The sequence below is a fragment of the Postechiella marina genome, assembly GCF_039538365.1.
Classification (GTDB): domain Bacteria; phylum Bacteroidota; class Bacteroidia; order Flavobacteriales; family Flavobacteriaceae; genus Postechiella; species Postechiella marina.
This window is the reverse complement of record NZ_BAABCA010000004.1, coordinates 186,455-200,093: the sequence shown is the minus strand read 5'-3', so window position 1 is coordinate 200,093 and position 13,639 is coordinate 186,455. Positions and strand designations below refer to the sequence as shown.

Genomic DNA, 13,639 nt, shown 5'->3' with positions numbered 1-13,639 from the left:
TGGAAATGCTTTTTTTCTAACTAAATAAAATTTACCAACTAAATAAATTTTGCTTTTAAGGTTTTTATTTTAACCTCTCTTTTTTTTATGCTTTCCTTTAGGTCCCATTTTGGCATGCATTTTTTGCCATTTTTCGTATTGGTCCGAGTTAAGTATTTTTTTCATTTCTGCTTTTGTAGCAATTTTTTTGTCTAGCATTTTATTTTGCATATCAAAACGCTCTTCAGCAGTTGGCTTTTGCATTGTTCCTGCTTCTTTTTTAGCTTTACGTTCTGCCATATGTGCTTTACGCTCTGCTGCATTTTTTAAATTTATTTTCTGAATGTCTTTTTGTTGAGATTCGTTTAAATCTAAAATTAGAGTCATTTTTTTAGTTTGAAGAGTAGCTATTTCGTTGGCACTTAATTCTGCCATAGCCATTCTTTTATGATGCTCTCCTTTTTTATGAGATTTTTTGTGTTCTTGAGCTGTTGCTTGTAATGCTACAAATGCTAATGCAATTAATATTAATTTTTTCATAATCTGAGTTTTTAATGTTATTTGTATTTAGGACTCAGAGAAAATAAAAAGGTTTAAAAAGAATTAATATTTAACTGTTTATTAACACATTAGTAGCTAGTTGTCTTAGTGTTTGCGCTATTTTATTTTTTTTGATATAGGAAACATTAAGCTTATACCAGTTTGGAAATCTGGAGCATTAGTAACCTTTAAATCTTCTTTAAAATAAATAGAAACTTTGTATTTGTTATGTGCGTAAGTGTAAATAACATTCCAATCTGTAAGTGTTGCATATAAAGTAGTAACACCATTTTGCCAACCGCCATTTATTTCTTGCCATTTACCAAGCAGCCTAAAGTAGTCTGTTTCTTTTAACTTGTTATAACGTGTTTGTAGGCGATAGTTAATGCCAAAAGCATGATAGTGTTTCTTTTTGGTATATTTAGTATACTCTATGTGGCCTTCAAAAGTGCCTAGATACGGGTTGTTTCCTAAATCTATAACATCTTTAAAGTTTATTACGTTTTTTCTTAAAGCACTAATTCCTGCTCCAAAATTAAATTCATTTTTATTTTTTAATATAATTTTTTTAACAGCATTTAGCGATAAACCTAAATCTATAGATTTATTATATTTTGAAGTGTTAACGCCAACATGACTGCCAAAATTAAAATATATATGCTTTGCTTTATTAGTTAAAAAAGACGGATAGTAAAAATGATTAAACTCTAAACCTCCAACAAAAAAGTCTCCATTATTTAAAGTTAAGTTATTTCCGTTTCTATCGTTATATTCAAAGTGTACTTGGTTTAATCCGTAGTATCTTCTTCCGTAAGGGTCTTCTCCTCCAGCTATATTACTATGAAACCATTCTATAGTTTCATCACTTGTAAAAACAGAAAAAGGGTATTTTCCTTTGGTAATTAAATAAGTTCTTAGTGTAATACCTAGTTCTTGATTTTTAGATATGGGTATGTTTACATCTGCTCTAAATTCTTTTATAACAGCATCTATAATAATATTAAAATAATCTGCTGGTGTTTGCTCTTGATCTATAAAATTAAATCTTCTATCGTGCCAAATAACCTTACTTAAATCTTCTCTTACTTGTGCATTTTTAGGTAAATGAGTTTCTACAAAAGGATGAAAATTATTACCATTAATATTACTAATGGTTAACATTGTTTTTTGAGGAGGAGCGATTTTAAAATTCTGATTAATTCTAGAGCTAAAAATACCAAAGTGATGGGTAGATATAAGACTAGGTTTGTCTATACCGTTTTTTAGTAGAATACTGTCTTTTTCTTGAGCTGTTATATATACAGACCAAGTTAAAATAAGTAGAATCAGGGTGTTTTTAAACATCGTACAAATATAAAATAATTTTAATTTTGATAGTTGTATTTGTGTATTAACTCTAGAGTAGTTTTAAAAATATGTTGCTTTTCTATTTTACTTTTTAGCCAGGCGTAAAAACTCATTACAAATATGTCTTCTTGGTCTGGGTGTATCCATTCAAACGATGTGTCTACGGTGTTTTTAAAAGTTGGAGTTATTATTTTTTCAGGTTTTTTATAATAAGTTTCTACTAGAGTTAAGAATGTTAATACGCGTTGTTGGTTTATAGCCTTTAAATATTTAGAGAAACTTCGTTTAAAACTTAAAATTCTAGAGTCTACTAAATCTATGTTTTTAAGTTCTATATGTAAAAGTATTTCCATCAGGTTTTTCTTTATTACCCATGCTTTTCCTGCTTTTTCGCTATACCATTTATCGCTATGGTTTAATTGTGAAAGTAATTTAAGAGTATTATTAAAATCATTTTTCTGAAAATAAAACATGCTTAAACTTAAATGTATATCTAAAAGCGATTCTATGTCTACATGTTTCTTGTTTACAATTGGAACTAGTAGCTCTATGGCTTGTTTTTGCTTATTTGTGTAATTTAAATTTAAACCTAGAAGTAAATGGTATTTTAATTTAAAAGTATAAAAGTGCTTTTTTTGTTGATCTTGCATCTGGTTATGCATGAGTTTTAAATACCGCAACGACTCTTCAAATTTCTTATTTCTAAAAAGTGTATTTGCTATTAAATATAGAATTTGAATATGGTAATAGGTTTGAGAATCTGTACTATCATCATGCAATCTTTTTTTGTAAGCGTTTATTAAAAACGATTCAATTTTTAAATAATCTTTAGTTACAAAAGCAGATAGACTAACAATAGCTATTAATTGATACAGAGATTTAAAAGATAAATTTTCTTGAAGTGTAATATTATAATCTTTAAGCGTGTTTTTAAATAGGGTTTCAAAATCTGTAATTTCACTTTTAAAATTTATATTATTAAGTGTTTGTCTAATTTTTGTATAAACAATATTAAGGTTGTCTTCTTGTTGATGAAGTAGTTTGTTTTTTTTGAATTTAAGAATAACATCATTAATATTTATAGATGGGTTTGCGTGTGCATATTGTATTTGCGTACTGTATATTTCGTTTAAATAAGGATATAAATGATGCTCTAAAGCCAATTTTTCTGCTTTAGCTAAAATTTTATAAGCAGCTTTATGGTTTTTTAACTCAAGAAAAGTGCGAGCAGCTAGTAAGTATTTAATAATAGACATGTTTACAGTGTTTTCTTCTTGTAAACTTATGTTGGCTGTAAAATCTATTAAAGCATCGTATAAACGTTTTCTAAGCCCGTGGTAAGCATCTTTTTTATTATTACCATATAGAGTTTTACATATAGAGGTAGAGTTTAACTCGTTTTTTGCTAATAGTTTAAATAGTTGAATGTTTTTGATGTCTTTTCTTTTATTCTTTTTTTCTAAAAATATAACAAAACGTTGTTTGTTTTCTTGAGATAAAGTAGAAATTATATAATTTAAATCATTCATTAAATCGTTAGTAATATATTGTTTTTAACAGTAAATATAGGTAAAAATGATTTTTTAATATGTTTTATATCGTCAGTTTTTTGTTTTATATGTTTTTTCTAAATCTTTAAATTGTCTCAGTTTTGCTTCATAATCATTAAAACAAAAATTATGAATTATCAAACATCAGTTTCTGTAGACGAAACATCAAAAAAAATGGAAAATATAAAAGAGAAAAAACGATTTGATTATAAACCAACAAGTGCTTTTATTGGTGCGTCTTGGTCTGCGTTATTAATAGGTATGGCGTCTTATTGTATTGGCTTATGGAATGCCGATATGTTGCTAAACGAAAAAGGATATTATTTTACCATTTTACTTTTTGGATTATTCTCGGTTATTTCTGTACAAAAAGCAGTACGAGATAAAATGGAAGACATTCCTGTTACCGATATTTATTACAGTATAAGTTGGTTTACAACTGTTGTTTCTATTGTATTACTTGTTATTGGGCTTTGGAATGCCGATTTACTTTTAAGTGAAAAAGGGTTTTATGGTATGTCTTTTTTACTTAGTCTATTTTCTGCAATTGCAGTACAGAAAAACACAAGAGATGTACAATATGTAGAAAACGAAAAGAAACGAGATAAATAAATATTTTAGTGTCAAAACAAAAAAGCATAAAGGGTTGTTTTGATGGTTGGTTAGTAAAACCCTAAACCTCGTAGCTTAAATAGTTGCGAGGTTTAAAAAAAAAGAGAATGAATTTACTTAGAGATATAAAAAACGATAAAACAGGATTTGGAGTTTTAATAGCTCTTGGAGTAGTTGCAATAGTAATAATATTATTAACGCCTTCAATTCCTCAAAATCAATCGTATCATCAGTTTAGCGATACAGCTGTGCTATTTGGTATTCCAAATTTTTGGAATGTATTTTCTAATTTGCCTTTTGCCATAGTTGGCATTTTAGGGTTAGTTAACATTAAGGTTATATCTCAAAATAAAGGGGTGTACCGGGTGTTTTTCTATGGTGTTATATTTGTTTCAATTGGTTCTGGCTATTACCACATTCATCCAAAAGATACTACTCTTATATGGGACCGGTTACCAATGACTATAGTGTTTATGTCGTTTGTTACAATTATTATAACCGAGTTTATAAGTGTTAAAATAGGGCGTTTAATTTTAATACCATTATTGCTTTTAGGTGTAACATCTGTGCTATATTGGGTTGCTTATGGCGAATTGAAACCTTATGTTTTCATACAGTTTTATCCTATGCTTGCTATTCCTGTTGTTTTACTTTTTTTTAAATCAAATTATAACAAAGTTTATGCATATTGGCTTTTACTATTAGCTTATGTAATGGCTAAATTTTTAGAGTGTTTTGATTATCAAATGTTCGAGTATTTAAAAATTATAAGTGGGCATTCTTTAAAACATTTAATAGCTGCTATTGGTTTATTTGTATTACTTTATAGCTATACTAAAAGAGAAAATATTAATAAAAAGACATCTTAATTGCATATAAATTATGAAATCAAAGTTTCAAAATAATATAAATGAGTTGCTTCAAGAACAGATTATTTCTAAAGAAGTAGCGCAAAATATAGAAAATTATTACAATAATAAACCCAATACATCTACCAGTAAATTGTTTACTGTTTTTTCTGTGTTAGGCTCAACATTAATAGGCCTTGGTATTATTTTAATATTAGCGCACAATTGGGATCATTTTGTAAAAGGAATTAAAACAACTTTAGCTTTTTTACCTTTAGTAATAGCTCAGTTTTTTGTAGGATTTTCAATTTTAAAGAAAAAGAGTAAAACTTGGAAGGAAGCTTCTGGTGTTTTTTTGTTCTTTACCGTTGGGTCTAGTATGGCATTAGTAGCTCAAATTTACAATATACCAGGCGATTTAAGTAGCTATTTATTAACGTGGATAGCGCTTTGTTTGCCTTTAATTTATCTACTTAATTCGCATGTATTGGCTATAGTGTCTCTAGTTTTTACTACGTATTATGCATGTGCATATGGTTACTTTTATAATACTTCACATGGTACGCCATGGTTGTATATAGTTTTGCTAGCAGTAATTATTCCTTATTACATAATGCTTATAAAACAGAAAACAAGTGCTAACATAGTATCGGTTTTAAATTGGTTTTTCCCTCTAAGCTTAACAATTGTTTTAGCAAGTTTTGTGCAAAGCAACGAAAGTTTAGGTTATGTAATGTATGTGTGCTTGTTTGGTTGTTTTTATAATTTAGGAAAGCTTCCTCATTTTAATAATATTCAATTAAGGAGAAATGGATATTTGGTATTAGGGTCTTTAGGTACCGTTTTTATGTTACTCTTATCTAGTTTTGAATGGATTTGGAAAGATGTATTAAAAGATAACATACTTGTAAACGGTCAAGAAACTTATGTCTTATTAGTCTTGTTTATAACCTCTTTCGGCTTGTTGTTTTTTAATTATTTAAAAAAAGGGGTACGAAGCCTTAATTTATATCAATTTATCTTTATTATATTTTCTGGTATTTTTTTTACAGGTTTTTATGGTTTAAATTTTCCTGTAGTTTTTATAAATGTACTAATACTGTTATTAGGTATTATGGCTGTAAAAATAGGAGCAGACAAGTATCACTTTGGCGTTTTAAACTACGGACTATTTATTATTGTTATTTTAATTGTCTGTCGTTTTTTCGATACAAATATGAGCTTTGTAATTAGAGGCTTATTGTTTGTAAGTGTAGGTGTAGGCTTTTTTCTAACAAATTATATTATGCTTAATAAAAAGAAATTAAAAGAGGTTAAACGTTAAAAAAAATAATTAAAATGAAAACCATACATATATTTATAATATTTCTTTTAGTGGTTGTGGTACAATTATTTGTTCCTGCTAAAATGATTTTAAATCAAGAATCTGTTATAGAACATGGAGAAGTATTTAAATTTAAAACACAACCAATAGACCCTAGCGATCCGTTTAAGGGCAAGTACATTAATTTAAATTATACTATAAGTAATATAACAACAACAGATTCTTTATGGAAGCGCAGAGCACCTATTTACGTTTACCTAGAAACAGATAGCTTAGGTTATGCAAAAATACAAACGGTGAGTAGAACAATACTAGCAGAAAATAATAACACTTATGTTAAAGCTTCGGTACAGTGGTACGCAAAATATAATAACCAATTAAATATAAACTTTCCGTTTAACCGTTACTATATGAAGGAGACAAAAGCATACGACGCCGAAATTGCAGTGCGTAACAGACAACGAGATTCTCTTTTAGATAACACCTATGCGCTGGTTTACGTAAAGCAAGGTGATGCGGTATTAACCGATGTTCTTATAGATGATATTCCTATTAAAAATTATGTAGAAAAAAAGGAGGAATAACATAAATGTTGTCTGTTTTATATTAGCGAGTTCAAATTCATTTAAAGCGTTTTTTTCATAAAAAAATTAACAATTATTCGTTTTTGTCTTAAATAAACTATAAAACTGTTATTTAATGTGTTAAACATATCTAAATAAGTATAATTAGGTTGTAAATATTCGCTCTATTTGTACCATAGTTAAGAAAAACATTTAGTTTTCATATAATATAAAATTTAGTTAGTTTAGTTGGTTAGTTAGTTAAAAAACCCAGTAATTTAGAGAGATTACTGGGTTTTTTGTTTTTAAAACTAAAAAAGGAACTACATTTCTGCAATTCCTTTAAATATTATTTGTAGCCAAAACAATTAGTGGCGTAAAATTTAGATAATTTCAACAAACAATCCGTCGTCTGTTTTTTCAACCTTAGCTAAGTTATTTTTTGTTAGCTCTTTAATGGTTTTATCCCATTTTTTATTAGATAAACCAGATTGAGTTTTCAAGTCATTAAGATCTAATTTTTCTGCTTTTTTCAGGAGTTCAAAAACAGCTTTAGCTTCATCACTTACAGCCACAGCTTTTTTCTCGGGGCGCATTTGCGGAAAAAATAAAACTTCTTGTATAGATGGGTTGTTTGTTAAAAACATAATTAATCTATCCATACCAATCCCCATACCAGATGTAGGTGGCATACCGTATTCTAAGGCACGTAAAAAGTCATGATCTATAAACTCGGTAGCTTCATCATCACCCTTTGCAGCAAGTTTTAATTGGTGTTCAAAACGCTCACGTTGGTCTATAGGATCGTTCAATTCAGAATAAGCATTAGCTATTTCCTTACCACAAACCATAAGTTCAAAACGCTCTGTTAATTCGGGATTATCTCTATGTTCTTTACATAACGGACTCATTTCTTTAGGGTAGTCTGTAATATAAGTTGGTTGTATATAGTTGCCTTCACATTTTTCTCCAAAAATTTCATCAATAAGTTTTCCTTTTCCCATTGTAGCATCAACTTCAACACCCAAGTCCTTAGCAGCTTGTCTTATCTCGTTTTCGGTTTTTCCAGTAATATCAAACCCTGTAAAATGTTTAATAGAATCTGCCATGGTAACACGAGCATAAGGTGCTTTAAAATCTATTTCGTGCTCACCAAAAGTAACTTTAGTTGTACCGTTAACAGCCATAGCACAATGTTCTAGCAAACGCTCACAGAAATCCATCATCCAGTTGTAATCTTTATAAGCTACATAAATTTCCATGGCAGTAAACTCTGGGTTATGGGTTCTATCCATACCTTCGTTTCTAAAGTTTTTAGAAAACTCGTAAACGCCATCAAAGCCACCAACAATTAAACGTTTTAAGTATAGCTCGTTGGCAATACGCATGTATAAAGGTACATCTAATGCGTTATGGTGGGTAATAAAAGGTCTAGCAGCAGCTCCTCCAGGAATAGGTTGCAATACAGGAGTTTCAACCTCAAAATATCCAGAATCGTTAAAAAACTGGCGCATGGCATTAAACAATTTAGTTCGTTTAACAAATACCTCTTTTACCTTAGGGTTAACAACTAAATCTGCATAACGTTGTCTATAACGTTGTTCCGGATCTGTAAAAGCATCGTAAATAACGCCATCCTTCTCTTTTGGTAAAGGCAGAGGTTTTAAAGCTTTACTTAATAAAGTAAAATCTTTAACACGTACAGACATTTCACCTACTTGAGTTTTAAATAATTCGCCTTCAACACCTACAAAATCTCCAAAATCTAATAACTTTTTAAAAACATCATTATATTTTACTTTATCCTCATCAGGGCAAATAACATCTCTATTAAAATACACTTGTATCTTTCCTTCGGCATCTTGCAATTGTGCAAAACTAGCTTTTCCTTGCTGTTTTATCATCATTAGCCTTCCAGCAATAATAACCTGTTTACCTTCCTCAAACCCATTCTTTATCTGTTTGGAAGTGTGGTTTACAGGGTATAAATCTGCAGGGTACGGGTTAATCCCTAAATTACGTAATTTTACTAATTTCTCTCTTCTTACAAGTTCTTGCTCTGATAATTGCGACATATTCTAAATGCTATGTGAAAATTTTAATGCCGCAAAGATACTATTAATACCCATCTTTTAAAACAAATTTTTGGGCGTTACCACAAGGGTCGGGCTATTCGTTATATCTTTTTTGAAAAAAACAAAAAAGGATGCCACTACTATCCCTAACGCAAAGTGTAACAAATATTAAGTTTTTGCGTCAAATTAGTATAATTAGTAATATATATTGAGTTTTTTATCAGTATAAAATTAAATCAAGTGTATGAGTATCTGGAGAGTTATACTATCTATTATTTGTCCACCTTTAGCAGTTATAGGTAAAGGGTGTGGTTCTATTCTTATCGTTTTTTTATTATGGCTTTGTGGCTGGGTACCAGGAGTTATTGCTGCCTTAGTTATTTTAAATAATCCTAAAAATTAAATTACCTTTGCCTTTCTTTAATTAATTTAAAGTTTATGCTTAGAGTAAGTAAATGCACCTCAATTTTATTTTTCATTTTTTTATTAATTTTTGTCAGTTGTACCGTAAAGGAAACCATAGTTTTTAATAACGATGGTACAGGTAATTATTTAATTAGTTACAATATGGCAAATGCAATGAAACAAATGCAAGGTGTTTTAAGTCAACCCAATACTAAAGGAAACAATAAAGGTAAGGTTGTAGATACTTTAGTTGTTTTTAAAGAAATTATAGAAACATATAAAGATAGCGTTGCTGCATTACCAGAAGAAAAACGTTTAGCCCTAGAAGCAGTTAAAGATATGTATATGAAAATGAATGTGGATGAAGAAAAGGGGATTCTTGATTTAGGTATTGGTCTAAACTTTAATTCAATAGAAGAGTTAAAAGGTATCGAAAAAAAAATAGAAAAAGTTAGAAGTTTAAACTCCCAAAATAATCAGGTTAGCGCCATCAAATCTGCTTCACCTCTAGGCAAATATATGGGCAACGATGATGGTAATGTTTCATATACTCTTTCCAATAAAACTTTTTCTAGAGAAGCAATTTTTGAAAATTTAGAAAGCGCTCAAGAAGTTGCTTTCGATGAAGGAGATAAAGAGTTTGCAACTTATTTTGAAAATGCATTTTATATTATTGAGTATACTTTTCCAAAAAAAATAAAGTCATATTCTAAAGAAGGTGCTCAATTATCTAACGATAGAAGAACTATAAAGTTTCAGTCTAATTGGTTAGACTTTATTAAAAAGCCTAAAACTTTAGACATTGTAATTAAATTTGAAGATGAATAAAAATATTAAAGTTCAAGACTTAGGGCTTCAAGACTATAAGAAAACTTGGAATTACCAAGAAGAATTATTTAAAGTTATTGTAAATACCAAAATTAAAAATAGGAGAGAAGCCACCAATTTACAAACCAAAAATCATTTTATTTTTGTAGAACACCCTCATGTTTACACACTAGGTAAGAGCGGTGATTTATCAAATTTATTATTAAACGAAACACAATTAAAAGAAAAAGGCGCTACATTCTATAAAATTAATAGAGGAGGCGATATAACATATCACGGTCCAGGGCAAATAGTTGGTTACCCTATTTTAGATTTAGAGAACTTTTTTACAGACATTCACAAGTACTTACGTTTATTAGAAGAAACAATTATTTTAACTCTAAAGGATTATGGCATAACAGCAGAAAGAAGCCCAGGCGAAACTGGTGTTTGGTTGGATGTAGGAACGCCATTTGCACGAAAAATATGTGCTATGGGAGTTAGAGCTAGTAGGTGGGTTACTATGCATGGTTTTGCTCTTAATGTTAATGTGGACCTTGGTTATTTCGATAATATTATACCCTGCGGTATAAAAGGAAAGGCAGTAACAAGCTTAAATGTGGAGTTAGGCGTAGATAAGGTTGATGAGGGAGGTGTTAAAGAAAAAATGTTGAGGCATTTTTCTGATTTGTTTGAAGGTACTTTTTTTTAAAACAAAAAACTAATGTTTTAAAAAATAAAAAGCCATCAAAGATAATATCTTTGATGGCTTTTATTTACTATAACAAAGGTTAAGTACTAATTACTGTAGTGAGGATTTTCATCTTCAGGGAAAGCTGTTCTTTTATGACCTTTGAAAAGATAAGTGGTTCCAGGGTCCCAACTAAACTCTGCTTCAAAATTGATTGCGTCTACAGTAGTACCACTACCAGTAGTTGTAAAACTATTTTTAGTTATAACTCCATTACTAATTGTAACGGTGCCTTCAGAATATAATTCTTCTGTATTAGCTTCACTTGAAAACGTAAGAGAAGAAAGATCTATGGTGGCTTTTGATTTTATTTCAAAAAAATCTCCATGATCATCCATCCAAAAATCTGAATTATTCTCAGAGGTATTGTATATGTCAAATTTAACATAATCTCCGTTATAAGCAGGTGTTTCACCATCAGCTTCTAATCCAATTATATACCAACTACCAGTTATATCTTCTATAAGTATAGGGCTAGAATCAGGTTCAGATTCTACTTGGTCACATGATACAAAAAAAGTAATGAACACCAAACCTAATAATAGGTAGCTTAATTTATTTAATATTATTTTATGCTTCATAATTTTTTAATTTAGAAATTAGTAGTAAATATCAGTTTGAGTAAAAACAGTTACGAACTCATAACCAAAACTCCATTCAACTGTAAGTACAAGTGTTTTTGTTGCGGGATCTACCGTTAAGCTTTTGAAAGTATTTACTCCTCCAAATGTATTTGTTGCAACTGTGCCTTCACTAGTAAAATCATTAGCAGATATATCGTTCGCTTTAAGAACCATACCTGGTGTTGCATAAGCTACACCAATAGCTCTACCATACTCATACCATCCACCTTGCGCATCAGATATTGCATATCTATCATCACCTAAATCTTTTATGATAAAAGGACCGTTATCAGAATAACCATCAGGAGTACTTCCGTCTCTTGCTACAGTAGCAGTGTACATTCCAGCAATACTATTTACAAGATCTCCATTACATTCAGGTAATAAAACATTTCTAAATCCTGTAGCTGGAATACCATCTGTATTAAAGGCGCTATAAGAAACAGAATAACTATCTGCACCATCTACTTCAGTGCCACCAAAGTATTTTCCACTTACTTTTGTTATAAGTTCTATTTCAGAACCTCCTGCAGATGCTACTGCTCCTGGATCTGTGTAAGCAGTCTCATCACAATCAAGAACAATATCACCACCTTCTAATTCAATTAAGGGTAAGAAAGTCACTTCAGAGCTATCATTTGCCCCTGGAGATTCTACGCTAGGGTCGCAACTTGTTAATATCAATCCTAAGATTGAAAACGTACATAATATTAATTTATATTTTTTCATTTTTTTTCTTTTTTAGTTATCCCAAAATATGGCATCTGTAATTGTTCTTTGTGGTAATGCATTTGGATTGAAACTTCTTTCAGATTCAGGGTATAACCATGAAGAAGGAAAAGTTCCACTTGCCAAAACAGAGCTTGGAGGTGTTTGGAAAATGCCATCAGTAAATATTCTACTTGCTGGTCTATCAAATCTTCTAGATTCAATCCATCCTTCATCCTCTTGAGTTCCGTTTAAAGATATCCACTTTTGAATACCAATTAAATCAAGTTGATCGTCTAAAGTAGCTGCTCCAGCAAAATCTAAAGAAGTTACGTAAGTAGCAGCATCAGCAACATCCATGTAATCAAAGTTTAATTCAATAGCTGTATTAAAAGCAGTTTCAGCATCATCACTAGTGCTATATCTAGCATCAGCTTCTGCTCTTAAGAACCAAACTTCCCATGGACTCATTAAAATAACAGGTTTTGTTTCAGAGTAGGCATACTCTGATGCCATACTATAATCTGAAGCTGGCGCTGTGAATGGCTCGTCATCAATTGTTCCTTGATCTATTCCTCTTAGAGATCCTTCAAAAGTACCACTAGTGGCTTTTGTATATAGAACTTCTGCTCTAGGATCGCTTAATGATTCAAGTAAATTTAGTGATGCATTACTAGCAAAGTAAAACATTCCTACTCCAGATTCAGCCCTAGCAAACATAGGGTTTTGATCTCCTGAGTTTCCTGAAAAAGGAATAAATGGCATATCATCTTCTGATTCTATAAATGAACCACTATTAATAAGAGCTTGTATAGCAGGTCCTTGAGGGCTAACTTCTGAGGTTCTCATTAAAATTCTTAATTTTAATGAGTTAGCAAACTTAATCCATTTAGATATATCTCCTTTAAAAATAAAGTCATCTGCTCCTACTGTATTAGCGTTTGCAAGACTTAATTCTGCAAGAGCAGTATCTAGTAAACTAACAAGATCTGGATAAATCACTGTTTCTGCAGAATCATAGTTAGGTGTTAAATTAGAACCATCTTCTATAGCTCCAGAAAGAGCTTCTGTATAAGGTACATCTCCAAAATGGTCAACTAACCCTTGAAATAAATAAGCTTTTAATACACTAGCAATACCTTTGTATGCTGCTGAATTACTGTTTTTAGTAATATAATTTAAATCAGTTAGAGAATTAGCATAAGCACGTTGCCAATATCCGTTATAATCTCCTGGTTGAGCTACATAACGCTCTTCATTTCCAATAGATACTCCAATACCCCATGTGTAGTATTGACTCCAAAGGAAAGATTCACTATAGTTTAAATCGGTTTCAACAATATATCCCATAAAGCCAATAGCAGAGCTTAAAACCTGCGGGTCTCCAGCAGAAGGGAAAGTGTTTGGGTCTACATTAACCTCTTCTAAGCTATCATTACATGAAAAACCTAGGGTTAATAATAGAATAAGAAATATGTTTATTTTGTTCTTCATCGTATTATTTTTT

Annotated in this window: 14 protein-coding genes; 7 read left to right on the top strand and 7 right to left on the bottom strand. The window is 30.3% G+C overall.

Translation table 11 applies throughout. The features are described 5' to 3' along the window. Positions 1–69: 69 nt before the first annotated feature. The 3 genes from ABD715_RS10215 to ABD715_RS10205 form a co-directional block, all read right to left on the bottom strand. Positions 70–519: a hypothetical protein gene (locus ABD715_RS10215; RefSeq protein ID WP_344788106.1), complete on the bottom strand. Its 450-nt coding sequence runs from the start codon at positions 517–519 to the stop codon at positions 70–72. A 117-nt stretch (positions 520–636) separates the two neighbouring features. Next, positions 637–1,863: a hypothetical protein gene (locus tag ABD715_RS10210; protein ID WP_344788105.1), complete on the bottom strand. Its 1,227-nt coding sequence runs from the start codon at positions 1,861–1,863 to the stop codon at positions 637–639. 20 nt (positions 1,864–1,883) lie between these two features. Continuing rightward, the gene (locus ABD715_RS10205; protein ID WP_344788104.1) at positions 1,884–3,395 is read right to left on the bottom strand and encodes a hypothetical protein; all 1,512 of its coding nucleotides are present in this window, start codon (positions 3,393–3,395) and stop codon (positions 1,884–1,886) included. Between the two features lie 150 nt (positions 3,396–3,545). Between ABD715_RS10205 and yiaA the strand changes: the two genes are divergently transcribed. From yiaA to ABD715_RS10185, 4 genes are all read left to right on the top strand, one after another. Then, positions 3,546–4,028: an inner membrane protein YiaA gene (gene yiaA / locus ABD715_RS10200; RefSeq protein ID WP_344788103.1), complete on the top strand. Its 483-nt coding sequence runs from the start codon at positions 3,546–3,548 to the stop codon at positions 4,026–4,028. Positions 4,029–4,135: 107 nt separating this feature from the next. Further along, entirely contained in the window at positions 4,136–4,897 is a 762-nt protein-coding gene (locus tag ABD715_RS10195; RefSeq protein ID WP_344788102.1) for a ceramidase domain-containing protein, read from the top strand. Positions 4,898–4,910: 13 nt separating this feature from the next. Next, positions 4,911–6,200: a DUF2157 domain-containing protein gene (locus tag ABD715_RS10190; protein ID WP_344788101.1), complete on the top strand. Its 1,290-nt coding sequence runs from the start codon at positions 4,911–4,913 to the stop codon at positions 6,198–6,200. A gap of 14 nt (positions 6,201–6,214) precedes the next feature. Then, on the top strand, positions 6,215–6,784 hold the full coding sequence (locus ABD715_RS10185) for a GDYXXLXY domain-containing protein (protein WP_344788099.1): 570 nt from the start codon (positions 6,215–6,217) through the stop codon (positions 6,782–6,784). A gap of 362 nt (positions 6,785–7,146) precedes the next feature. Here ABD715_RS10185 and lysS read toward each other — a convergent pair whose 3' ends face one another. Beyond that, positions 7,147–8,838 (bottom strand): lysine--tRNA ligase, encoded by a 1,692-nt coding sequence (gene lysS, locus ABD715_RS10180; RefSeq protein ID WP_344788098.1) that lies wholly within the window; start codon positions 8,836–8,838, stop codon positions 7,147–7,149. 244 nt (positions 8,839–9,082) lie between these two features. Between lysS and ABD715_RS10175 the strand changes: the two genes are divergently transcribed. The 3 genes from ABD715_RS10175 to lipB are packed head-to-tail and all read left to right on the top strand — an operon-like array spanning position 9,083 to position 10,762. Then, on the top strand, positions 9,083–9,241 hold the full coding sequence (locus tag ABD715_RS10175; protein WP_344788097.1) for a YqaE/Pmp3 family membrane protein: 159 nt from the start codon (positions 9,083–9,085) through the stop codon (positions 9,239–9,241). Positions 9,242–9,276: 35 nt separating this feature from the next. Then, positions 9,277–10,071: a hypothetical protein gene (locus ABD715_RS10170; RefSeq protein ID WP_344788096.1), complete on the top strand. Its 795-nt coding sequence runs from the start codon at positions 9,277–9,279 to the stop codon at positions 10,069–10,071. Then, positions 10,064–10,762: a lipoyl(octanoyl) transferase LipB gene (lipB, locus tag ABD715_RS10165; RefSeq protein ID WP_344788095.1), complete on the top strand. Its 699-nt coding sequence runs from the start codon at positions 10,064–10,066 to the stop codon at positions 10,760–10,762. Before ABD715_RS10170 ends, lipB begins: the two co-directional genes overlap by 8 nt. An 86-nt stretch (positions 10,763–10,848) precedes the next feature. On the opposite strand, the gene ABD715_RS10160 is transcribed toward lipB, so the two are convergent. Genes ABD715_RS10160 through ABD715_RS10150 form a run of 3 tightly spaced genes read right to left on the bottom strand, consistent with a single transcriptional unit; the run spans position 10,849 to position 13,626 of the window. Then, positions 10,849–11,382: a lipid-binding protein gene (locus ABD715_RS10160; protein WP_344788094.1), complete on the bottom strand. Its 534-nt coding sequence runs from the start codon at positions 11,380–11,382 to the stop codon at positions 10,849–10,851. Between the two features lie 18 nt (positions 11,383–11,400). Next, positions 11,401–12,153, bottom strand: coding sequence for a hypothetical protein (locus ABD715_RS10155; RefSeq protein ID WP_344788092.1), 753 nt, complete (start codon positions 12,151–12,153; stop codon positions 11,401–11,403). A gap of 12 nt (positions 12,154–12,165) precedes the next feature. Next, a complete protein-coding gene (locus ABD715_RS10150; RefSeq protein WP_344788091.1) occupies positions 12,166–13,626 on the bottom strand; it encodes a SusD/RagB family nutrient-binding outer membrane lipoprotein in 1,461 nt (486 codons plus the stop codon). Positions 13,627–13,639 lie beyond the last annotated feature (13 nt).